Source organism: Aeromonas sp. QDB30 (assembly GCF_027707645.1).
Lineage (GTDB): Bacteria > Pseudomonadota > Gammaproteobacteria > Enterobacterales > Aeromonadaceae > Aeromonas > Aeromonas caviae.
Genome location: NZ_JAPCIY010000001.1, coordinates 109,331 through 131,536 on the forward strand (window position 1 = coordinate 109,331; position 22,206 = coordinate 131,536).

General features: G+C 62.9%; 17 protein-coding genes and 1 pseudogene. 5 read left to right on the forward strand and 13 right to left on the reverse strand.

Going from position 1 to position 22,206, the window contains the following annotated elements; translation table 11 throughout:
- Positions 1-114 precede the first annotated feature (114 nt).
- The 6 genes and pseudogenes from PG896_RS00495 to arcB form a co-directional block, all read right to left on the reverse strand.
- Complete coding sequence (locus PG896_RS00495; protein ID WP_270804424.1) at positions 115-2,091, reverse strand: methyl-accepting chemotaxis protein; 1,977 nt, start codon at positions 2,089-2,091, stop codon at positions 115-117.
- A gap of 37 nt (positions 2,092-2,128) precedes the next feature.
- Positions 2,129-3,340 carry an EAL domain-containing response regulator gene (locus tag PG896_RS00500; RefSeq protein WP_270804423.1) on the reverse strand — a complete coding sequence of 404 codons (1,212 nt, stop codon included), beginning with the start codon at positions 3,338-3,340 and terminating at the stop codon, positions 2,129-2,131.
- A pseudogene (locus PG896_RS00505) lies at positions 3,333-7,607 on the reverse strand (transporter substrate-binding domain-containing protein). The gene PG896_RS00500 and the pseudogene PG896_RS00505 overlap by 8 nt, the downstream one beginning before the upstream one ends.
- A gap of 144 nt (positions 7,608-7,751) precedes the next feature.
- A complete protein-coding gene (locus tag PG896_RS00515; RefSeq protein WP_080768051.1) occupies positions 7,752-7,955 on the reverse strand; it encodes a hypothetical protein in 204 nt (67 codons plus the stop codon).
- 293 nt (positions 7,956-8,248) lie between these two features.
- Entirely contained in the window at positions 8,249-9,625 is a 1,377-nt protein-coding gene (dgt, locus tag PG896_RS00520) for a dGTPase (protein ID WP_043152541.1), read from the reverse strand.
- A gap of 29 nt (positions 9,626-9,654) precedes the next feature.
- Complete coding sequence (gene arcB, locus PG896_RS00525) at positions 9,655-11,967, reverse strand: aerobic respiration two-component sensor histidine kinase ArcB (protein WP_045523789.1); 2,313 nt, start codon at positions 11,965-11,967, stop codon at positions 9,655-9,657.
- 202 nt (positions 11,968-12,169) lie between these two features.
- Between arcB and PG896_RS00530 the strand changes: the two genes are divergently transcribed.
- Entirely contained in the window at positions 12,170-13,168 is a 999-nt protein-coding gene (locus PG896_RS00530) for a DUF2860 family protein (protein ID WP_270835294.1), read from the forward strand.
- A gap of 61 nt (positions 13,169-13,229) precedes the next feature.
- Here PG896_RS00530 and PG896_RS00535 read toward each other — a convergent pair whose 3' ends face one another.
- From PG896_RS00535 to PG896_RS00550, 4 genes are all read right to left on the reverse strand, one after another.
- Positions 13,230-13,922, reverse strand: a complete 693-nt coding sequence (locus PG896_RS00535; RefSeq protein ID WP_029313837.1) for a DUF3334 family protein — start codon at positions 13,920-13,922, stop codon at positions 13,230-13,232.
- Between the two features lie 118 nt (positions 13,923-14,040).
- A complete protein-coding gene (locus PG896_RS00540) occupies positions 14,041-14,487 on the reverse strand; it encodes an HIT domain-containing protein (protein WP_201872396.1) in 447 nt (148 codons plus the stop codon).
- A 73-nt stretch (positions 14,488-14,560) separates the two neighbouring features.
- Entirely contained in the window at positions 14,561-15,184 is a 624-nt protein-coding gene (locus tag PG896_RS00545; RefSeq protein ID WP_102948888.1) for a DUF2057 domain-containing protein, read from the reverse strand.
- Positions 15,185-15,258: 74 nt separating this feature from the next.
- Entirely contained in the window at positions 15,259-16,161 is a 903-nt protein-coding gene (locus PG896_RS00550; protein ID WP_042016837.1) for a LysR family transcriptional regulator, read from the reverse strand.
- A gap of 97 nt (positions 16,162-16,258) precedes the next feature.
- On the opposite strand from PG896_RS00550, the gene PG896_RS00555 reads away from it, so the two are divergent.
- A complete protein-coding gene (locus tag PG896_RS00555) occupies positions 16,259-16,861 on the forward strand; it encodes a short chain dehydrogenase (protein ID WP_270835295.1) in 603 nt (200 codons plus the stop codon).
- Between the two features lie 123 nt (positions 16,862-16,984).
- Here the strand turns inward: PG896_RS00555 and PG896_RS00560 are convergent, their stop codons facing one another.
- The 3 genes from PG896_RS00560 to dapA form a co-directional block, all read right to left on the reverse strand.
- The gene (locus tag PG896_RS00560) at positions 16,985-18,088 is read right to left on the reverse strand and encodes a phosphoribosylaminoimidazolesuccinocarboxamide synthase (protein WP_039040947.1); all 1,104 of its coding nucleotides are present in this window, start codon (positions 18,086-18,088) and stop codon (positions 16,985-16,987) included.
- A gap of 169 nt (positions 18,089-18,257) precedes the next feature.
- Positions 18,258-19,376, reverse strand: a complete 1,119-nt coding sequence (gene bamC, locus PG896_RS00565; RefSeq protein ID WP_029313833.1) for an outer membrane protein assembly factor BamC — start codon at positions 19,374-19,376, stop codon at positions 18,258-18,260.
- On the reverse strand, positions 19,369-20,256 hold the full coding sequence (gene dapA, locus PG896_RS00570; protein ID WP_029313831.1) for a 4-hydroxy-tetrahydrodipicolinate synthase: 888 nt from the start codon (positions 20,254-20,256) through the stop codon (positions 19,369-19,371). The genes bamC and dapA overlap by 8 nt, the downstream gene beginning before the upstream one ends.
- Before the next feature lie 188 nt (positions 20,257-20,444).
- Between dapA and PG896_RS00575 the strand changes: the two genes are divergently transcribed.
- From PG896_RS00575 to PG896_RS00585, 3 genes are all read left to right on the forward strand, one after another.
- Positions 20,445-20,978, forward strand: a complete 534-nt coding sequence (locus PG896_RS00575) for a glycine cleavage system protein R (protein WP_010673166.1) — start codon at positions 20,445-20,447, stop codon at positions 20,976-20,978.
- Positions 20,979-21,001: 23 nt separating this feature from the next.
- Complete coding sequence (gene bcp / locus PG896_RS00580) at positions 21,002-21,466, forward strand: thioredoxin-dependent thiol peroxidase (protein WP_102948890.1); 465 nt, start codon at positions 21,002-21,004, stop codon at positions 21,464-21,466.
- A 195-nt stretch (positions 21,467-21,661) separates the two neighbouring features.
- A complete protein-coding gene (locus tag PG896_RS00585; protein ID WP_039040945.1) occupies positions 21,662-22,162 on the forward strand; it encodes a YfbU family protein in 501 nt (166 codons plus the stop codon).
- Positions 22,163-22,206 lie beyond the last annotated feature (44 nt).

Sequence of the window (22,206 nt, forward strand, 5' to 3'; positions counted from 1 at the left end):
CTGCTCCCGAACGGTCAGGACCGCACCTGCGTCGTGCATCCTTCCACCACCAGGTTTTCGGGCCGAAAAAACGGGGCAGACCCAGAGGTCTGCCCCGTTTTTCTCTCCCTTGCGTCAGGCATCCAGTTCGAAGCGGCTGATGGCCGATGTCAGTCTCCCCGTCTCCCGGGTCAGGCGGGCGGCGATCTGCTCCCCCTGCTGGCCATGCTCGCTGGACTGATGGCTGAGCTCGGCAATCTCCTCCACCGTGCCCGCCACCTCCTGCGCCGCCCTTGACTGCTGCTCGGTGGCGGTGGCGATGGCGGCAAGCTGGCCGCTGAGATCCTGCACCAGCGTCGCCATCGACTCCAGGGTCTCGGTCACCGAGGCCACGGCGCCGCGCCCCTGCTCCACCAGCAGGGTGCCGCTGCCCACGGTATCCGCGGTCTCCCGGGTCTGCTGCTGGATGCTGGCAATGGTCTGGTTGATCTCCATGGTCGATGCGCTGGTGCGGCTGGCCAACTGCCTCACTTCATCGGCCACCACGGCAAATCCCCGTCCCTGCTCACCGGCCCGCGCCGCCTCGATGGCCGCATTGAGTGCCAGCAGATTGGTCTGCTCGGCGATGGTAGCGATCACTTCGGTGACCCTCCCCACTTGCTCGCTCTGGCTGCTGAGCTGCGTCATCGCCTGGTTTGCCTGGGCAATCATGGCACCAATCTGCGCCATGGTGGTCCCCATGCGGGCGAGGGCCTGCTCCCCCTCCCTTGCCTGTTGCTCGGTCTGGCGAGCCGCTCCCGCCGCGTCCGCAATGTTGCCCGCCACATCCCGGGTACTGACCGACATCTGCTCGATGGCGGCTGCCACCGCATCGAGCCGCTGATTCTGGCTCGCCAGATCATCCACGATGGCATTGGTGGTCTGACCCACCTCGCGGCCAGCCCCTTCCACCTGACCGACCGCCCCCTGGATCTCCCCCACCAGCTCGCGCAACTGTGCCGACATTCGGTTGATGGAGCCCGTGAGCCCTCCCAGCTCATCCTGACGAAGCACGGGCAAGGGGGTGACGGGGAGGCGGCCATCGGCCACCAGGCCCGCCCGTTTCACCAGGCTGGCGATGTCCCGGGTCAGGCGCCGGCTGAACAGCAGGGCCACCAGGGTGCCCAGCAGGATGACGCTGGTGGTGGCCAGCAGCAGGGTGCGGTGAATGGTCTGACTGGCGGCCGCCATCTCCCCCGCCATCTTGTCCACCTCGGCACGGGTATGGGTCACCTGAGTCGCCAGCTGATCCGCCAGCCGGGTCAGGGCGGGCTCTATCTCGGTGGCCATCAGGTGGTTGGCCCTGTCCCAGTCCGGGGCCTGGCGCTTCTCGATCACCTGGCCGACCAGCTCGGCAAAGGGGGCTGACATCTCTTCAAAGAGCGTCCAGAGCCCCTTTTGTGCCTCGGTGAAGTTGGCCTCTTGCTGTTTCAGCTCGGCCACCCGCTGCTGGTGGAACTGGTAGTAGTCCCGATACTTGTCCAGGTACTCCTTCTCCCCCGAGATGAGGAAATCCCGCAGGGCGGAGAGCGCATTGCCCAGGCTGTTGTAGGCATCCCCCACCTGCTTGAGCAGCAGGCGCCTGTCACCGGGCAACGTCGCCTGGGGCGTCGCCACCTCTTCATTGGCAAAAGACTGCAACTGATCGAGGGCCGACTCCGCCAGGGGGCCGGCCTCCAGCAGCATCAGGGTGTGGGCGGGCAGGTTCTCTTCGGTGTGAGCCAGGGCCCACACCTGTGACTGTGCCCCCTTGAAATCCTTGAGTGCCCGGGTCAGGTCGGGGGTGAAACGCTGGCGATCGATGGCGTGCCAGGCCTCTTCCCACTCCTGCTTGATGCGATCACCCTGTGCCGGATCTTTGCCGAGGATGAGATAGGCCCGCAGGGATGAAACGGTGGCAATCAGGGCTTTCTGGCTCGCCTCGTCCCGCTGCAGGGCGGGCAGGGCCTGGGCCAGCAAGGCATCTTGCGAGCCTTCGATCCGGCCGAGCTGATGATAGACAAGGGCGGAGGAGAGAATGATGAGCAGGTTGATAAAACAGAAGCTCAACAACAACTTGCTTGATATTTTCATGGCCATCCTTGGAATTCGTCGGGCATCCTGCCCGGGATTAGCGTCTGATGAGCGCGGGCAAACGAGCTTGCCAACCCTGATGCCATCCCATCAGCTCCTCGCGGGGCATGGGACGGGCGGAGAAGAAGCCCTGGCATTGATCGCACCCCAGCTTCGCCAGCAATTGCCAGGTCGCCTCATCTTCGACCCCCTCGGCCACCGATTTCAAGCCCAACTTGCGAGCCAGCTCGATGCTGGACTCGATGATGGCTAGGCGAGAGGGATCTTCATAGCAGCGATCCACGAAGGATCTGTCCAGTTTCAACTCGGTAAAGGGGAGCAGGGCGAGCTGCTGCATGGAGGAGTAGCCGGTCCCGAAATCATCGATGGAGAGACCAAAACCGTGCATCCGCAAGCGGGTCAGCACCTCCAGCGACTTGCCGAGATCCTTGACGAAGGCGCTCTCGGTCACTTCGAGGGTGATGAGCTCGGGGTTGATGCTCCAGCGCTGGCAGTGGCTGAGCAGGGTGTTGCACAGATCCCCCTCGATGAGGGAGGTGGTGGAGAGGTTCATCGACAGGTTCAGGGAGAGCCCGGTCTTCTCCCACAGGTGGCCGTCCCGCAGCGCCTTGCCGATGATCACCTCGGTGAGCGGGTCGATGAGCCCGTTGTGCTCCGCCAGCGGGATGAAACGGGCCGGCGAGATGAGGCCATATTCGGGGTGCTGCCAGCGGGCAAGCGCCTCCATGCCGAGCCACTCCCCGTTGTGAAAACCCACCTTGGGTTGATACCAGGGCAGCAACTGGTCCTGATCCAGCGCCCGGCGCAGCTCATCCTGGGTCAGGTGATAACCATCCTCTTCCTGGCTGCGCACCTGCTGGGGCCGCCAGGCACCGATGAGCTGCGCGATCTGCTGGGGAGACGCGGGTTTCTCGATGCGCCCCAGCACCTGCAGGCCATAGGCCCGGCTCATGCGCAGCACGGCATCGACCACGTCATCCTCCAAGGCGCTGCACAGTACAATGCCGCCGCGAAACCCGCCAAGGGAGAGGCGGCGCAGCAGCGCCATGCCATCCATGCCTGGCATGCGCAGATCGCAGAACAGGATGTCGACCCTGTGGTGCTGGCACTGTGCCAGCGCCTCCTCCCCGTCCTGCGCCTCCAGCAGGTTGCCGTAGCCCAGTCCGCGGATCTGGTGCATCAGGGCCTTGCGCTGGAAGTTGTGATCCTCCACCACCATGATCGCCAACTCATGCTGTGCGCTATTCATCGAGCCATAACCCCGTTTCACCTCTGATAGAGTCCATCAATGCCTGTACCGCCCTGGCCAGGTCATCGAGCTTGTCCAGTTGTTTCAATCTGGCCGCCGCCTCCAGCCGGGCCGCCTCCTCTGCCAAAGCCTGCTGTCCTACCATGCGCGCGGCCCCCTTGATGCGATGTGCCGTCTCCACCAGCGCCTGGGTATCCTGGCTGGCCAGCGCCAGCCTCATGTCCTCGCCATCCTGCTCGTTGGCTTCCAGGTATTCGCTGGCCATGCTGCGTGCCACCGCCTCATCCCCGAACAGGGTCAACCAGCTTATGCCTGGCAGTTGAACCCTGGCTTGCCGGGGCGCCTCCGAGGCGAGCTGTTCTTCCTGAGTCGGCAACCAGCGTCCCAGGGTCTGGCTCAGGGCATCCAGGCTGTAGGGCTTGAACAGCATGTCGTTCATGCCGGCATCACGCATCTGCTGGCTCGCCTCCTCAGAGGTATCGGCCGTCACCCCGATAATGGGAGCACTGTCCCCGGCATCCCGCAAGGCTCGCGTGAGGGCATAGCCATCCATCACCGGCATGTGGCAGTCGGTCAGCAGCAGGGCGAAGTCCTGCCCCTGCCAGGCGCGCAGCGCCTCCTCGCCATCTTCCACCACCTCGGACTCGAGCTCCAGGATAGCGAGCTGCCTCGTCAGCAATGCCCGGTTGACGGGGTGATCATCCGCCACCAGCACCCGCCCCCTGAGCTTCTCCCCCTCCATCCCCATCGACTGGCTCGCCTGCTGGTTGAACAGTGACTGGCAGGTTTCCAGCAACAGATCGGGGTAGAGGGGCGATTGTCCCAGTCGCCACCAGGCGTTGCCCCCCATGCGCCCCCGCAGGGCCTCATGGGGAGAGAGTACTATGCCCTTGAGGTTCGAACGCTGCAAACAGGCCAGCCAGTCACTGCCAAGGGCCTGCTCCAGGTGATTCTCCTGCGCCAGCAGATGCCCCTCGAGGGGCTGCTGCCAATGGTGTGCCTCCATGCGTACCAGTCTGGCGCCCAGCCTGGCCATCACCGATTCCAGCCCCTCATCCTCCCCAAACCACCACCATACCTGACCGGTCAGGGGCGGCGCTTCCCACTGGCACTCGGCCAGGGGCAGCGTGAAGGTCACGCAGGTGCCCATTCCGGGGGTACTTTCCAGGGTCAGGCTCCCCCCCATTTTCTGGGTGAGTTGATGACAGATGGCAAGCCCAAGCCCGGTGCCGCCAAACCGGCGGTTGGTGTCGGACTCCACCTGCTTGAACGGGATGAAGAGGGTGCGCTGCTGCTCCAGGGCGATGCCGATCCCGGTATCCCGGACCCGGAAGGCCAGCCGGTCGTCTTCATAATCCACCTGGATGGCGATCGCCCCTGCCTCGGTGAACTTCACCGCGTTGTTCAACAGATTGGAGATCACCTGCCCCACCCTGATCCCGTCGATGCAGGCCAGATCCGGCACCGTCTTCCCCCACCGCAGCGTCACAATGAGTCCCTTGCCATAGGCCAGGGCCGCATGTCCCCGGATGACATCGCAAATCACCGAGGTCAGGCGGCAGTGATGGGGGTGCAGTTGCAACTGCCCGGCTTCCATCTTGGAGAAGTCCAGGATGTCGTTCACCAGATAGAGCAGATGGTTGGTGGAGGTCGAGATATTGCGCAACATGTAGCGCTGATCGTCGTCCAGCGGGCTCATTTGCAGCAGCTCCAGCATGCCGTGCATGCCGGAGATGGGAGTGCGAAGCTCATGACTCATGGTGGCGAGGAAGCGGCTGCGCGCCTGGGTCGCCTCCTCCGCCACCCGCCTAGCCTGACGCAGCTCCAGCTCCTGGCGCTTGAGCTTGGTGATGTCCTGCACCACGCCGTTCAATATGACCCCTTCAAGCCCCTCCTGGTGAACGAAATGACCACGGATCTGCAAATAGCCCGCCTCCCCCTGGCGCCGGATCTCCACCTCGAGATCCAGCGGCTGCATGCTCAGGGCATGACGATCCACCGTGGCCACGAAGTCCTGGTGCGCCTTGCCTGTCAGCCCCAGGATGGAGGCACCGGTGACCGCCATGCCGACCAGGTCCTCTTCGCCCCCCACCATCTCCCTGACCCCTTGCGAGGTGTAGAGGAAGTGCCCCTTGCCCGGCCCAAGCCAGTGATACTGATAGACCAGACCCGGCATGCTGTCGGTGATCTGGGTCAGCCGGGTCTGCGCCTCCTGGGCCGCAAACCGCGCCTGCTCCAGCTCGGTCACGTCGGTCAGCACTGTCAGGATCCCGAGCCGCTTGTCATCGGGCCCCGCAAAGAGCCGCTTGGTGTAGATCATCTGGTGCAGGCGATCGTCATCAAACCGGATCTCGCCCCGGCCATGAAGCTCCTCTCCGCTCTCCCAGACGCTGGCATCCTCCTCCATCACCCTGGCGCGGATCGACTCGGGCAATCGATCCTGGAGCAACCGCTCATAGGAGCCCGTCAGGTTCTCCCCGCCGAGAAACATCTGCCGATACGCCCGGTTCGTCATTGCCACTTCATAGCGCTCGTTGGTCAGCACCACCTGGTTGGGCAGGGCATCCAGCATCATCTGGACAAACACCAGCTGCTCCTCGAGCCGCCGCTCGGCCTCCCGCCGCTGGCTGATCTGGCGGCGCAACGTCCGGTTCCAGCCCATGAACAGCAAGAGGCAGAGCAGGAAGATGCCGCCGCCAAGGGAGGACCAGAGCAGCACCGTCTTCGGATCCAGTCCCGTCTGTATGGTCAGGGAGAGCCACTTTTTCTCCAGGGCGGAGAGCTCGTCGGGGGGAATGGCGATCAGCACCTTGGTGAGGATCTGCTGCAGCATGGGGTCCTGCAACTGGGTCGCCATGGCGATGGGTACCCGCAGGTCGCTGCCGGAGAAGACCACCTGGTAGCGGTCGCTGAATCCCTTTTGCAGCGACTGCTCCAGGGTGGTGGTGCTCATCAGCACATAGTCGACCTTCTGCTGGTCCAGCAGGGGCAGCAATTCGGCATCGCTGGCCACCGGCACGGCGATGGCCCCCACCTCGTTCAGCAAGACCTGCTCCACCGAGCCCCCTACCATGCCCACCCTGTGCCCTTTCAGTGCCCTGGCGGCGGTGAGCTCGGCCATCCCCTGCCTCGCCACGACCACCCGGTTGATCGACGCGTAGTTGGGGGTAAAGCGGGCAAACTGCTGACGCTCCGCGGTGGGAGTCATGGCCGGGATGAGATCCAGCTTGCGATCCTGGAAGAGCGCCATGCTCTGGGCCCAGCTCCGGGTCGGCACCAGGGTGAACTGAAGCCCGGCACGCTGGCTCATCAGTGTCAGCAGATCGGCAATGAGCCCCTTGAGCCGCCCCCTGTCGTCCACCTCGCTCATCCCGGGCCAATCCGGGGCAACCCCGTAGCGGATGACCGGATGTGCTTGCAACCACGCCTACTCCTGCGGATTGAAGACGATCTCCCTGCTCCTTTTCACCAGGGCATAGTCGAGGATGTCCCCCGCCTCCAGAATGGCGCGACGCTCCAAGGGAGAGATGTCCTCGAGGGCCCGCTCCAGCAATCCCTGCAAGACATCATTCCTGGGCGCCACGACCATGGCGAGGGAGGTATCCCTCATCCAGTCGATCCTGGCCAGCGCCATGCCCGCCATGGCTTGCAGCCTGTTCAGCATGGGCAGCTCGGCCAGGTAGGCATCCGCCTTGCCCTCCTTGAGCATGAAGATCGCCTCGTCCCGGCTGTCGGCCGTGATCAGGTTCGAGATCCCCAGGCGCAGCAGCTCATCGCAGGCGCTGACACCGAAGACGCAGACCCAGCGCACCCCATAGGCCTCTTCCAGAGAGAGGCTCTCCCGCCCCCCCGTCAACAGCACGGCCCGGGGCAGTGCCATCAGCTCGGAGGTAAATTGCATCTGCAGGGTGCGGGTCGGGCTCGGTGCCACCCCGATCAACATGTCGACCTTGCCATCCAGCAAGGCCTGCTGGACCGCCGCATTGTTGGCATAGGCACGGTAGCGAAGGCTCACCCCCAGCCTGGCTGCAATCTGGGAGGCGAATTCATCCAGGGGGCCGGTGAAGTTGCCGCGCCCATCGGTATAGACATAGGGTGGCCAGGCCGCCGAAGGCATGCCGACGACCAGTTCATCATGGGTGGCAAGCCAGTGCAGTTCGTCCAGGGTGAAGTTGCTCTGGTCCAGTTGCGCCGGCGCAGCCGCAACCATCAGGCTCCAGAAAGCCAGACCACATAGCAGGATGAGACGACAGCAGCGGCGGAACATTATCAACTCCCATACGAAACGGAGGGGGGTCATAGAGTGTTTGGCGCAATGTGCGACAACTAAATTGAGACAATGCTCATCAGGAAAGAAAAATGGCAGGCCCAGGCCTGCCATCCACCAGGTCGGGGGCCAGGCCCCCTCCCATCAGGTTATTCGGTTCCCGAGCCGGAAACCGGTTTGAAACTCCCGCTCACGGATGTGGGCGATCTGCACATTTTGCCCTTCCAGACCGATGTCTTTGAGCAGGGCAGGTGAAAGATGCAGGTAACTGACGCGACGCTCCAGCCGGGTGATCCTTTTTTGAACCAGGGTCTCTACGTGGCGCAGCAGGGCGAGTTCGATAGACATAATATTCTCCAGTTGAACGTGCGGTTCCCCCGGAGAGAGGTGATCACCCTGCGGGACAACCGCGGGTGATGAGAAAAGCAGGTGTTACCTGTCCCCTCCACGCGGCAAATAAAGAGCACGAGTCTTCGCGCTGCCAGAGCAGCGATCGAACGCAACGTTGAACATGGAATGTTGCATGGTCGTCTCCTTACCGTGTGAAAGTTGAACAAGTTGCCGCAGTGTAAAAAAACACCGAATTTTACGCAATATCTCTCCCACCCATATGGGTGGAATGCGGTCAAAAAGAGGTTCAGTCAAATCCCTGACAACAACCGAAACTCCTCCAGCGCATAGGTATCCGTCATGCCGCTCACATAATCGAGCAGCAGCCGCACCCGGTAGTACCACTCCTGCTCGCTCTCCTTTTCGAAACGGGGATCCCGGCTCGCCACCGCCAGCCGGTACGCCTTGAGGTGGCGGGCAGAGAGGCGGTGGAACAGCCGCCGGGCAAAGAAGAGCTCGCTCCCGCCGTTGCCGGCGAGCAGCCGCTCGAACTGGCTGGCGGGCAGGGCCAGCAGGCAGGCGTAGGTGGAGAGCACCCCGCGCAGGGCGGCATAGCCTTCCAGCTCCAGCGCCTCCACCTCCGGGCGCATGAACACCAGCTCGCGAGCCACCCGCTTGAGGGTATCGAGTACCCGGGCTGCCGGAGCCTGACCGTGCAGCAGCGCCTGGGGATAGGCCCCGCTCAGGATCTGATCGTGCTCGGCCACATAGGTATGGGCGGCCAGCGCCACCAGATCCCGGGTCAGATGCTGGCGAAAATGGGGGAAGAACCCCCGACCGGAGGCAAGCGCCTCATCGAGCAGATCGGCCATGTAACCGCCCTCGTCCGCCTCGCGCAGGGCTGCCAGCAGCTCGCTCTGGGTGAGGATGCGCCTGTCCACCGCATCCTCGAGATCGGCGATGCAGTAAGAGATGTCGTCCGCCGCCTCCATGATGTAGACCAGCGGATGACGGCACCCCTCGGCCAGCCCCAGGCTCTGGCCGAGGGCACGATAGAGGGGTTGTTCGCTGAAGAAGATGCCGCGCTTGCTGGTCCAGCCGTGGTGCTGACCATAGCCCTGTGGATGGTGCAGGCCCGGCAGGGGCTGCTGCGGGTATTTGCACAGCGCCGCCAGTTGCCCCAGGGTGAGGTTCAGCTCATGGAGGCTGTGCACCAGTCGCAGGCTCTGGGCATTGCCGTCAAACACCAGCAGATCCTGGCGAAGGGTTGCCCACTGGGGGCTCGGCAACTGGTCGTGGGCACGGGCGAAGAGGCCGTCCAGCTCCTGGGCAAGCCACTGACTCATCACCTGCTCGCCGAAATGGCCAAACGGCGGGTTGCCGACATCGTGCAACAGGCAGGACATCTCCACCAGATTGATGAAGGCCCCCTCGCACACCACTCCGGCTGGCAACGCCGCCAGGATGCGGCGACTGATCTGGCGACCGGTCTCTTGTACCTCCAACGAATGGGTGAGGCGGCTGCGCACCGAGGCTTTCACATCGAGCGGGAAGACCTGGGTCTTCTGCTGCAGGCGGCGCACCGGCGCCGCCTGCACGATGCGGGTGCGGTCCTGCTCCGTCGCCTCCAGCAGGTCTTCGTCTCCCCAGGGGTGAATGCGCTCGGGGGGGATCAAACGGTCATACATGTCGTGGCTCCTTGCCTGAGGCGTCGTGTCTACGAGAGCAGCCAGCGCCGCAGGCGGGCGATGTCACCCGGGTATTCCCGGCGCAGGGTTTCAATCCAGTCCTCCACGTTCTCCCACCAGGCGGGGTGTTCCGGGCTCTGGATGAGCTGGGCCGTCTGCTGCAACCGGCGCAGGCCGATGGAGCCCGCCGCCCCCTTGATCTTGTGGGCCTCCTCCACCACACCGGCCTGATCCCTGGCAATCATGTTGGAGTCGAGCACCGCCATGTAATCCGGCATCATCTTCTCGAACAGCTCGACGCTGGAGAGCAGCACCGGCTTGCCGACCGTGCTGGCGTAATCGGTGAGGAAGGGCAGATCCAGCAGGGCATCCTGATGGTGGACATCGTCCTGCTCGTCCGCCTCGTCCCCGGCAAGATCCGCAAACAGGTGGCCTATCACCTCCCGCACCGCCTTGGAGCCCAGCGGCTTGTTGATCACATCCTGCATGCCGTGATCCCGGTAGTACTGGCGATCGCCGGTGGCGTTGGCGGTGAGCGCCACCATGGGGGGCAAGCTGTCGCCGTAGCGCGCGAGCAGTTGCTCCGCCACATCGAACCCCGTCATGTCCGGCAGCTGGATGTCGAGCAGGATCAAGTCGAAATCATCCGGGTTGGCCATGGCCAGCGCCTCTGCACCATCCCGCGCCACCTTGACCTGATGGCCGAGCTTGTTCAGCAGGGCGCAGGCCACGGTGACGTTCAGCTCCACATCCTCCACCAGCAGGATGTCGAGGGAGGGCATCTCTGGCTCCGGGGCCGCGGCCCTGGGCTCGACGCAGTCCACCTCCAGCTCGGCGGTGAAGCAGGCGCCTTCGCCCGGGTCGCTGTCCACATAGAGTTGACCGCCCATGGCCTGCACCAGCTGGCGGGAGACCGCAAGGCCGATGCCGGTGCCGGTGGCGTGCTTCTTGCCCTGCACCTGATAGTACATGGCGAAGATCTTCTCCTGCTGGGCACGGGGAATGCCCACCCCGGTGTCTTCCACCTCGAAGTGCAGCGCCAGCTTGCCCGGTTCATCAGCGGCGTGGGCGAGACAGCGTATGGTGACGCCCCCTTCATCGGTGAACTTGACCGCATTGCCCACCAGGTTCCACAGCACCTGACGCAGCCGGGTGCCGTCCGCCATCACGAACTGGGGCATATCGCCGTCCCGGTCGAAGTGCAGGTAGAGCCCCTTCTGCTCCGCCTGGATGCGCGACAGCGTCTCCAGCTCGTCGAGGAAGGCGGGTAAATCCAGCGGAGCCGGCGCAATCTCCAGCCGACGACGGTCGAGCTTGTCCAGATCGATGATGTCGTTGAAGATGTTGCCGAGCGTCACCGCGCTCAGGTGGATGGTCTTGAGCTGCTGCTGCTGTCTGGCATCGAGGGGCGTATCCATCAGCATCCGGCTCAGGCCCACGATGCCATTGAGCGGGGTGCGCAGCTCGTGGCTGATGGTGGAGATGAAGGTGGTCTTGTCCCGACTCGCCTTCTCCAGCTTGTCCTGGTACTGCTTGCGCTCGGTGATGTCGCGACCAAAGCCGAGCAGGCCGAGTCGCTTGCCGAAGCGGTCGAAGAAGGGCACCTTGCGCAGCTCGAAATAGGCCTTGCGGCCATCGGGATACTCCAGCCACTGCTCATAGGTAAGCGGCTCGTTCTGGGCGAAGACCTGCTTGTCGGTCTCCACCACCTTGCTGGCGATGTCGTGCTTGTAGACATCGAACGGGGTCAGGCCGATGAGTTCCGCCTCCACCTTGCCGGTGAGCTCCTCCATGGCGCGGTTGCAACCGGAGAACTGCTCGTCCTCGTTGCGGTAATAGACCAGATCGGGGGAGCAGTCGATGAAGGAGCGCAAGAGGGCGGTACGCTCCCCCAGATGCAGCTGGGCCTTCTCCCGCTGGAACACTTCGTTTTCGAGATCCTCGATGGCTTGCTGGCGCAGGGTCTCGGCCCGGTTGGTCTCGGCGATCTGGGCGTTGAGCCGGCTGATGTTCTCCTGCAACTGGCTGTTGAGCTCGAGATCCCGCTCGCGCATGTCTTGCAACTTGCGCACCATCCGGGTCAGCCGTTGGCGGGAGTCCTCCAGCTGATCCACCACGATGGAGAGAAAATAGACGGCCCAGGGGGTCACCAGCAGGCCGAAGAAGACAGAGCGCACCAGGTCGACGATGTCCACGGTGCCGCGCAAAAACAGGGTCACCCCCATCTGGATCGAAACGGCCAGCACTATGATGGCGGTGGCCAGGAACATGCTGAAGCGCACCAGTCCCAGCTTGGTCATCAGGTCGACGTAATATTGCGCCCAGGATTTGATCTGCTTCATCTCGTTGTTTTCTCCCCTTTTCTTGCGCAAACAGGATACCAGTACGGCGCCATGAACTCTTGTCCGTCGCGTATTCAATTATTGATTAACGTCACACTCCGGCTGGGGTAGCATGCCTGCCATGCCTCAGTCAGCACCGGTCCCACCGGGATACCGGGGCGCACTGTCACCCTTCTCATTCGTTATGTCAGGAGCATACCCGATGCGAAATCATGTTCTGTTGAGCCTTGGCCTGCTGGTCGCCACCACCGCCCACGCCGATCTGGGGGAGATCCCCCGCCAGACCGGCTGGTCCGGTTTTCTGCTGGGCGGAGTCAATGCCGGCAGCCACAAGTCCAACTTCTATGCCGGTGACGACAGCAACAGCCGTATCGATGATCTGGGCTCCCCCGGCCGCGAAAGCGGTCTGAGCCCGCTGCTCAATGCCGATATCCGCTACACCTTCGCCGATACCCGCACCCAGGTCTTCCTCGGCAACCTCATCCAGGACGCGGTGCGCTTCGAGTTTACCCAGCAACTCGGTCTGCGCCAGGAGATGGGTGACAAGGGTATCGTCGCCACCTCCCTGGTGTTCAACCTCATGCCGGTGGAAGTGTGGAGCGATCCCTTCGCCACCGGCGTGGACCGCAGCGCCACCGATCTCACCTCGAAAGGGGTGCGCTTTGCCTGGGACAGGATCTGGGGCAGCAACGTCTACGCCACCCTGACCAGCCGGGAAGTGGAGCTCGACGAGGAGCGCAGCGGCCAGCAATATGACCTGACCCACGGCACCCACTACGCCTCCATGCTGAGCCGCAACGGCAAGGTCCACGACCTGGCTGTCTCCTACCAGTACCACTTCGGCGGCGACCAGCTGCTGGAGCCCGCCTTCCTCTACAAGGAGGCCCGCCTGGACGGGAGTGCGGAGAGCTTCAAGAACACCGGTCTGCAGCTGACCTATGCCAAGCGTGCCTCCCAGTGGTCCATCGTGAGCAACCTCTACGCCGGCAAGCGCAAGTATGACGAGGCGAATCCCCTGTTCGGCCAGCGCGCCGATGCCAGCGAGTTCGCCCTCAATGGCACCTTCTTCTGGCACAACCTGTTCGGCATCAAACCCCTTGCCGCCACCTTCACCGCGGCCTACTCCAGCGCCGACTCCGACATCGACTTCTACGATGCCGAGGCGCTTCGCTTCAGTACCGGGCTGCTTTACAACTTCTGACCCGCCCCAAGCAAGGAGGCCACCCCCGGGGTGGCCTCTTCATTTGCACAACCCTCGACCATCAGATGCCGAGGGAATCCAGCAGATCGTCGTGCTCGTTGCTCGCCGGCGCGGCCGCCGGTGCCGGTTTGGCTGACTGCTTGGCCTGGGCGATCAGCTCGTCGGGATCCACCTCCTCCTGCACGCCGCCATCATGGATCCGGATAAACTCCGTCTTGTCCATGGCCAGCTCCAGATAGAAGATGTTGTTGCTGGCGGTGAAGAAGGTCACCCGGCGGGTCTCGGGATTGTCGAGGTTGGTGTCGACGCTCAGCATCACCTGCTTGTTGAGCGCCAGCATCTTGGGCTGGTTCTGGGTGATGTGGGTCTGCAGCTCGCGCCCCACCTTGGTGGTGAAGCTGCCGACAATCTGGTTCATCAGCTCGCCCATGACGTTGCTCACCTCGTCCGAGGTGTGGGAGATGGCAAGATCCTCCTTGGAGAGCCCCATGCTCAGCATGTAGCTCTGGTAGAGCTCCATGGCCGCGGCGGCGGAGAAGTTGATCACCACCAGCCCGGAGAAGCCGCCGTCAAACAGCACGAAACAGCCGATGTCAGGCTTGAGGCAGGTCTTGCTGATCCGCTGCACCATGCCGGAGAAGCGCACCTGGGTCTGGGTCGCCGCACTCAATACGCTCGTCACCGAATTGCACAGGCTCAGCAGTACGTCCTCTGTGGTCAATACGGCATCATCCTCGGATCTTGTCACTATCATGGAACCTTCCTGCTGATCGAAATAATGGGGCTGTCACTCGTGTCGCCCATGTCACCATGCACCGACGCGATACGCTAACAGATTGCGTGATCCCGGTGCCCAAAGCGCGAGCCACCTCTCACTTGACTGGATTATCAGTCAGAAATGGCTGAAATCCATCCAGGGTAGCCAGACGGGCTTGCCAACTGGCAGCCGCCCCTTGCAAGGCCTGCTCCTCATAGGGAATGGCGGGACAGGCACCCCAGATGGGGCCGGGCCAGGCCGCATCCGAGCTGAAGCGGGCCACGTGGTGCAGGTGCAGCTGAGGCACCAGATTGCCGAGGGCCGCCACGTTGATCTTGTCCGGGCCGAGTGCCCGCTCCATCAGGGTGGCGACGGCGCAGGACTCCTGCATCAACTGCTGTTGCTGCTCGGGGGCCAGATGATGGATCTCCCGCAGGTTGGCGACCCGGGGCACCAGAATCAGCCAGGGATACTGGCTGTCTTTGGCCAGCAGGACGCGGCACAGGGGCAGATCCCCGAGTATCCGGGTATCCGCCTGAAGGCGGGGGTGCAATTCAAACATGGGGGCCTCGCTGATCAACATGTGCACATCGGGAATCAAAGATGTGCCCACGTTACTGCAACGGGGAGCAAACTTAAAGGCGCGGCACGGCCCAACCGATGAAGCGCTTGCGAAGCGCGGGGTCCGCCTGCAGGAAAAGCTGTTGCAACTGCCCTTCCAGGGCGCTGGCCGGCACGGAGGAGGCCCGGGGCGTCGCCACGGCGGCCGCAGTCACATCCGCCGCACCGGCGAGCACGGCAGGCCCCTCGCCACGGTTGTACTCCATCAGCCTGGCATGCCAGTCCATGCCGATCTGCATCCCCTGCACCATCAGCGTATCCTGGCGCACCTCGAGGGGCTGCCCCCCCGCCACCAGGCCCAGGACAGGGGCCCTGGCGTAGCGTTCCATCCCGGCCTCGTCCGCAGGCACGGGAGCCTGCAGGCGCACCGACTGCCCGCGGGCCTTATAGCGAAGCACCTGGGGCTCGGAGCGAACCTGGCGATCGTTGTCGCTGCTGTTGCGACTCGGGATCACCCCCTCGTAACGCACCAGCAGTTGCTGCTCCCCGTCGGCCAGCACGGCGTGCTGCTCGTCCTGCACCTTGCCTGCGCTCACCGCCAGGATCTGGAAATCCCGGGGCACCTCGACCCTGACCTCGGCCTGCACACCGCCGCAGCACAGCAGCGCAACCCCTGCCCAACCCTGATGACGCTTCATTCCCTGACTCTCCTTTCGCGATGAAGGGCGCAGGGTAGCAGCCCCAGATGACAGAAAAATAACGGGATGCAGGCTCACCCCAGCAGATAATGGGGCCGCTCGGCAAACCACTGGGCCAGCACCTGCTTGAACAGCCGGATCTTGCGCGGCACCCGGCGCTGCTGGGCGTGCAGCACATGGATCGGGTGCAGGCCGGTCTGCCACTCCGTCAGCACGGCCACCAGCTCCCCTCGGGCCAGGCTGGCCTCCACCAGCATCAACGGGCACTTGGCAAAGCCCATGCCCGCCCGGGCCAGTTGCAGCAGGGTGCTGTAGTGGTTGGCCCGCACTCGCCCCTGCACCAGGATGTGCGCCTCCTCCTCCCCCTGGCGAAAGTGCCACTGCTCCCAGTCCGGGTTGTGGCCCTGCAGCAGGCAGGAGCGCCCCCCCAGCTCATAGGGAGTGGCGGGGATCCCCTCCCGGGCCAGCAGGGCGGGGCTTGCCACCACCACATCCTTGAGCCTGCCGAGCGGCAGGGCCACCAGGTTGTCGGGGATCAGCTCCATGGCCCGCAGGGCGATGTCATTCTCCCCCTGGCTCATGTCGATCATGGCATTGGTGAAGTTGAGCTCGACCTGGACGCCGGGGCAGAGCTCGGCAAAACGGGCGAGCAGCTCGCTCACCATGCGGTCCCCCGTGCTGACCGGGCAGGTGAAGCGCAGGCGGCCGCTGTCCTCCTCGGTCAGGGCGCGGATCCCCTCCTCCGCCTCCCGGGCCAGGGCGAAGATCTCGCCGGCCTGCTGGTGAAGCACCCGCCCCGCCTCGGTCAGGCTGAGTCTGCGGGTCGTGCGCTGGAGCAGTTGGGCATTGAGGGCGGACTCCAGGGCGCTGACATGGCGACTCAGCATCCCCTTGCTCACCCCCAGGGCATCGGCAGCGGCGGAGAAACTGCCTCGTTGCACCACTTCATAGAAACTGGCCAGGTGGGTGATATCCATCATTAGCACCAATATGGAAACAATGGGTTCATCATAAGCGCTTTTTCTCCCTTTTTATCCCGCTATCATCAACTCATCTCAACCAGGAGCGATAGATATGAAGATTGTGATTGTGGGTGCCTCCGGCACCATTGGCGCCGCCGTCAGCGAACTGCTTGCCCAGGATCACCAGGTGATCCGGGTAGGTCACAGCCAGGGGGATGCCAGAGTGGACATGCGCGACCCCGACTCCATCCGGGCGCTCTTCGAGCAGATTGGATCCTTCGATGCCCTGGTGGTCGCCAGCGGCAGCGTCGCCTTCAATGCCCTGACCGAGATGACGGACGAGCAGTGGCAGGTGGGGCTTCAGAGCAAGCTGATGGGCCAGATCAACCTGACCCGGGCCGCCATTGCCCACCTGAGTGACCGTGGCTCCATCACCCTCATCAGCGGCATTCTGAGCGAGGAGCCCATCCACTGGGGGGTGAGCGCCACCACCATCAACGGTGCCATCGAGCACTTCGTGAAAGGTGCCGCCTGCGAGCTGCCAAGGGGCATTCGCATCAACGTGGTCAGCCCCACCGTGCTGGAAGAGTCCATGAGCAAGTATGCCGACTTCTTCCCGGGCTTCGTGCCGGTACCCGCCGCCCGGGTGGCCCAGGCCTACAAGAAATCGGTACTGGGGGTACAGACCGGCCAGATCTTCCGGGTCAATGGCTGAGCGCTCCGGACAACCCAATGAAAACGGGCCCCGTCATGGGGCCCGTTTTGTCATCTGCGTTGCAAGCGCCTCCCCTGCCACCAGCAAACGTTTGTTCGCCTGCGGCAAAAAAAGCGGTCGGCCTCAGTCGATCAGGCCGTACTGCTCCCGCAGTACCTCGATGATCTCCTGCTTCGGATTGGCACTGCGTACCAGCGGCTGACCGATGATCTTCTCGGCGATCCCCACATAGGTGCGGGAGATATCCATCATCACCTCGGTGGGCAGCTTGTTGTCCCGGGCTAGGGCGAAGCGCTCGGGCATGCGGTTCTTGTTGAGCAGGATGTCCGGATCCGGGAAGTGGTTCAGCAGCCACTGGCGGAAGCCCTCTTTGGACTTCTCGATGATCTCGCCGCCGCGAAGGGCTGCGCCGTCCCAGATGCGGGAGCTGTCGGGGGTGCCCACTTCATCCATGTAGATGAGCTTCTCGCGACCGGCGGCATCGGTCACGTAACCGAACTCGAACTTGGTGTCGACGAAGACCTGATCCAGGGCAGCCAGCGCCTCGCTGATGACGTTGAAGCCCTCTTTGAGCAGCGCCTCGTAGCGGTCGATGTCCGCCGGGGAGCGGAAGCCGAAGGCCTGATGGTGGCGCTCGATGTCGCCGCGGGAGACGTTGACGTCGTCCGCTTCCGGCACGCCATCCAGCCCCTTGAGGATCCCCTTGGTGGACGGGGTGATGAGGATCTCGGGCAGCTTCTGATCCTTCTTGAGCCCTTCCGGCAGGGTGATGCCGCAGAATTCCCGCTCACCATCCTTGTAGGCACGCCACATGGAGCCGGTGATGTACTGGCGGGCAATGGCCTCGATCATCACGGGACGGGCTTTTTGCACGATCCAGACGAAGGGGTGCGGGATGTCCAGGATGTGGCTGTCCGCCAGCCCCTGCTCCTTGAACAGCTTGAACCAGTGGCTGGAGATGGCATTGAGCGCCGCACCCTTGCCCGGCACGCCGTTCAGACCGTCCACCCCTTGCCAGATGCAGTCGAAAGCCGAGATGCGATCACTGATCACCATGAGGGCCAGGGGCGTATCGGCCGGCACATCATAGCCTTTCTCCCGAATGAGCCGGGCACTGTCTGCCGGGGTCAACCAGTAGACGCTGCGCACTTTGCCGGAATGGACAGGTTTATCGGTACGGATCGGCAAATCGTCGTTCACCGCCAATACTTGATCTGCAAGACTCATGGCTAATAACACTTCCTGTTGTGGGACTAGTTAGGCAGGGGCACCAGACCCCTGTCTGTGGGGGATTCACATCATCAGGTACTCAGGCCCGGGGCAACCGGCTCGGCACGCTGGCCCTGCGGCAACCCGGACATAACAAAACAGGGGCGCGAGGCCCCTGTTTTCATGCTTACTTCGCCCCCTGATCGGCCAAGCCCTTGGCAAAGGCCTCGGACAGGCTGATGTACATCTGGGAGATGACACCGGATGCGACAGGCTTCTTGTCCTTGTCGAACAGGGTGATGGAGGTCTTGCCGCCCGTCATCTCGCCGAGCTGGAAGCGATACTTGTCTTCCTCGAGCTTGAAGGGCTCCGCTCCCTTGGCCTTCCAGAACTCGCTGTCCGGCTCGTCGTACTCCACGTCGATCCAGCCCAGGGACTGCTGGGTGTCCTTGATGGTGAAACCATAGGCAGGCAGCACCTGATTGAGGCGGCGCCACACCTGGTCAAACGACCCTTCGGCAATCCAGGCGCTCAGCTCGTTGTTGTCCAGACCCAGCTCCAGCCCCATGCCATCGCTGGACTTGTGCTGTTCACGGGCCTTGAGCTGCTTGTCGTAATAGAGGGAAAACTGGTTCAGGGCGCGGGTGGCATAACGCTGGGCGTCCGCCGGCGTCAGCACAGTGCTGGTCTCGCCGTCGATGGTCTCTTCGTGATCCAGCACCCGTACCGACATCTTGATGGCGTGGCGCTGCACATCGTTGCGCAGGGTGAACTGGTAACGCTGACGGATCTTGAAGTCATCGTCATCTTCCGCCCAGCCATCGAGCACCGCTGAGTTGTCAAACCAGCCGGTCTGCAAGACGCCGTCCTGCTGGTCCAGCTTCTCGGTGGTGACCTTGTGTTCGGCCAGGAAGTTCATCAGGAAGGCCCAGGTATCGCGCTCCACGCTCTGGGAGGTGCTGAGGGCATAGAAGGCGACGGTTGGCTCGCTGGCATTGGCCACCACCTGGCTGCCGGGCACCACGGTGAGCAACTGGGCGGGCGGACGCACGTCCACCTTGGCCCCGAGGGCGCCCTCACGGCTGCTCTCGGGCAGGGCCGGAATGTCGAAATTGCTGTTAAAGGCGGGGGTACTCAACCCGGCGGGCACAAGGAAGGCGCGGCCTTCGAGGCGGCTCTCTTCATACTCGAAGCCACGGTTGGCCATTTTGCGTTCCTGGGGTGAGCTGCAGGCAGCCAGCACGGCCACCGTCGCGACACTCAGTACCAGGCGCACTGCATTTCCCTTTCCATTTGCTTTAAACACTCGCCATCAACTCCGCAGTCGTCAGTGCTCGCGCCATCGCCGCTTCCCCCTCGGGGGTGAGATCGGTCAGGGGCAGACGCAAGGTCGCCGTCGCCATCAATCCCAGCCGGGCACAGGCCCATTTCACCGGGATGGGACTCGGTTCACAGAACAGAGTCTGATGCAACGGCATCAATCGATTGTTGATGTCATGAGCCTGCCCGGCATCACCGGCCAGGGCAGCACGACACATGTCGGCCATCTGGGGCGCCGCAATATTGGTGGTGACCGAAATGACACCATCGCCCCCTTGCAGCATAAAATCACATCCGCTGGCGTCATCGCCACTATAAAGCGCAAAATCCGGCCCGCACAGTTCGCGCAGCAGCGGGGTACGGCCAAGATCGCCAGTCGCTTCTTTCAAACCTATGATGCCGGGCACCTTGGCCAGACGGGCCACCGTCTCGGGTTTGAGGTCACAGCAGGTGCGACCGGGCACATTATAGAGAATTTGAGGCAGACCACTAGCCTCGGCGATCGCACAATAGTGACGATAGAGGCCTTCCTGGGTGGGTTTGTTGTAATAGGGGGTAACCGAGAGACCCGCCACCACGCCCATGGTGGCGAAACGCCGGGAGAGGGCGATGGCATGAGCAGTATTGTTGGAGCCGCAGCCCGCGATGACGGGAATGCGTCCGGCGGCGTATTCCACCGTCTTCTCAACCACGGCGATATGTTCCTGCTCGCTCAGGGTGACCGACTCTCCCGTGGTTCCCACGGCGACGATGGCGCTGGTCCCGGCATCCACATGATATTCCACCAGCGCTGCCAGACTGACCCAATCGATGTCGCCCGAGGGCAGCATGGGGGTAACGAGCGCAACAATACTACCGCGTAACATGGATAATTCTCCCGATTTTCAGGGGCGTAATGGTAAAGCTGCCCCTTTTGAAAAACAAGGGAGGCACGGGACAAGCCGTGTTACCATCCGGCACAAAACGTATGAATGCACGAGCGCACAAGAGGCCTCACGGCAGAGTGCCGGCACCCGCGGTCAACGCATTCTCAATAATGGACGAGAGACGATTTATGACTCACTACCTGGTCGTAACGGCCATCGGCACGGACAGGCCTGGCATCGTCAATGAGGTGACCCGTCACGTCAGTGGCTGCGGTTGCAACATTGTCGACAGCCGTCTTGGCATCTTCGGCAACGAATTCACCTTCATCATGCTCCTGTCCGGTGACTGGAACAGCCTGATGCAACTGGAAATCAGCCTCCCACTGCGCAGCCAGGAGTGGGATCTCATCACCATGATGAAACGCACCGAGCGCCACCACTCCCTGCAATATGACATCAGCGCCAGCGCAGAGGTGCTGATCCGGGATCAGCCGGGCATCGTAAGTCAGTGCACCCAGTTCTTCAGCGATCACGGCTGGGACATCCAGGCCATGCAGACCATCACCCTGGAACAGCAGCCCTTCAACCTGCTCAAGGCGAACTTTCAGTTGAATCTCTCCAAGCAGGGAGAAGAGCCTGGCTCGAAGACAGCCTTCGCCGATTTCTGTCGTGGACTGGGCGCCGAGTCGTTCGAATTCATCGTCAATCACAAGTACGCCTGACGGCGTTTATCCGAGGAGACCCCATGTCACCACTAGAAGCTGGTACCCAGGCCCCCGATTTCTCCCTCTCCGATCAGGACGGCAATCAGGTTCGCCTCGCCGACCTGCGCGGCAAGAAGGTGCTGATCTATTTCTACCCCAAGGCGATGACCCCGGGTTGCACCACCCAGGCCTGCGGTCTGCGCGACGTCAATAGCGAGCTGACTGCCCTCAATGTGGTGGTGCTCGGCATCAGCCCGGACAGCGCCAAGCGCCTGAAAAAGTTCGAGGAGCGCGACAACCTCAACTTCCGCCTGCTGGCCGATGAGGATCACGCGGTGGCCGATGCCTTTGGCGTCTGGGGCCCGAAGAAGTTCATGGGCAAGGAGTATGACGGCATCCATCGCCTGAGCTTCCTCATCGACGAAGAGGGCAAGGTTGCCCATCGCTTCGACAAGTTCAAGACCGGCGATCACCATCAGGTGGTGCTCGACCTCGTCAAGGGGTAAGCCACCAGCGGCATTGTTGCAGGGCTCGCCATGGCGGGCCCTGCTCGTTTCACCACGGCATCAGCCCCCACTCTCTGGCGGCTCACCAGAGCGCCTCCTCCCGCCTTTTCTCGCCAACCTCCCCTCTCAGATCAAAAAATTCATCCTGGATATGGGTTAACGTGACCCCAGATTCATTTTCCAGCGAGACAGCCCATGAACATGAGCCACACCGAACGCCTGATCCTGAGCAACCAGTACGAGATCCTGGCCAAACTCAATCCGGAAAAGGCGGCGTTTTACCAGCGTGCCAGCACCATCGTCGAGCGCGGCTACTGCCTGCAGATCCTCGAGCTGGAGAAGAGCTTCGGCCATCTGGATCTTGCCACCTGCCAGGAGGTGCTGGACACCCTGGAGCTGCACCATGCACTGGCCATCTCCTGGGGCAACCTGGATGCCAGCGCCCGGGCCGATGTCAACGAGAGCCGCCTTGCCTTCAACGGCTACAGCCGCAGCCAGGAGCGGGAACTGGCGGATTACGTCTGCTTCCTGTTGGAAGTGGACAAGCGCTTCCCCGAACTGCCCTGCCCCTGCGACGAGCTCTCCAGCGACATCGCCATGCGGGACAAGTACCAGCGCATGCTGGCGGTCTGGCGTCAGTGCCCCCGTCAGTACAAGCTCTCCATCCAGGAGATCAGCAAGGTGCTGGCCGCCTGAATGTGAAAAAGGCGCCTGAGGGCGCCTTTGTCGTCAGTCTGACT

What these genes read in the sequence shown, in the direction of transcription:
- bcp (WP_102948890.1), top strand. Translation starts at nt 21,002, where the DNA reads ATGTCACCACTAGAAGCTGGTACCCAGGCCCCCGATTTCTCCCTCTCC.
- arcB (WP_045523789.1), bottom strand. Translation starts at nt 11,967, where the DNA reads ATGAAGCAGATCAAATCCTGGGCGCAATATTACGTCGACCTGATGACC.
- PG896_RS00585 (WP_039040945.1), top strand. Translation starts at nt 21,662, where the DNA reads ATGAACATGAGCCACACCGAACGCCTGATCCTGAGCAACCAGTACGAG.
- PG896_RS00535 (WP_029313837.1), bottom strand. Translation starts at nt 13,922, where the DNA reads ATGATAGTGACAAGATCCGAGGATGATGCCGTATTGACCACAGAGGAC.
- PG896_RS00560 (WP_039040947.1), bottom strand. Translation starts at nt 18,088, where the DNA reads ATGAGTCTTGCAGATCAAGTATTGGCGGTGAACGACGATTTGCCGATC.
- PG896_RS00530 (WP_270835294.1), top strand. Translation starts at nt 12,170, where the DNA reads ATGCGAAATCATGTTCTGTTGAGCCTTGGCCTGCTGGTCGCCACCACC.
- PG896_RS00555 (WP_270835295.1), top strand. Translation starts at nt 16,259, where the DNA reads ATGAAGATTGTGATTGTGGGTGCCTCCGGCACCATTGGCGCCGCCGTC.
- PG896_RS00500 (WP_270804423.1), bottom strand. Translation starts at nt 3,340, where the DNA reads ATGAATAGCGCACAGCATGAGTTGGCGATCATGGTGGTGGAGGATCAC.
- dapA (WP_029313831.1), bottom strand. Translation starts at nt 20,256, where the DNA reads ATGTTACGCGGTAGTATTGTTGCGCTCGTTACCCCCATGCTGCCCTCG.
- PG896_RS00550 (WP_042016837.1), bottom strand. Translation starts at nt 16,161, where the DNA reads ATGGATATCACCCACCTGGCCAGTTTCTATGAAGTGGTGCAACGAGGC.
- PG896_RS00575 (WP_010673166.1), top strand. Translation starts at nt 20,445, where the DNA reads ATGACTCACTACCTGGTCGTAACGGCCATCGGCACGGACAGGCCTGGC.
- PG896_RS00540 (WP_201872396.1), bottom strand. Translation starts at nt 14,487, where the DNA reads ATGTTTGAATTGCACCCCCGCCTTCAGGCGGATACCCGGATACTCGGG.
- PG896_RS00495 (WP_270804424.1), bottom strand. Translation starts at nt 2,091, where the DNA reads ATGAAAATATCAAGCAAGTTGTTGTTGAGCTTCTGTTTTATCAACCTG.
- PG896_RS00515 (WP_080768051.1), bottom strand. Translation starts at nt 7,955, where the DNA reads ATGTCTATCGAACTCGCCCTGCTGCGCCACGTAGAGACCCTGGTTCAA.
- dgt (WP_043152541.1), bottom strand. Translation starts at nt 9,625, where the DNA reads ATGTATGACCGTTTGATCCCCCCCGAGCGCATTCACCCCTGGGGAGAC.
- PG896_RS00545 (WP_102948888.1), bottom strand. Translation starts at nt 15,184, where the DNA reads ATGAAGCGTCATCAGGGTTGGGCAGGGGTTGCGCTGCTGTGCTGCGGC.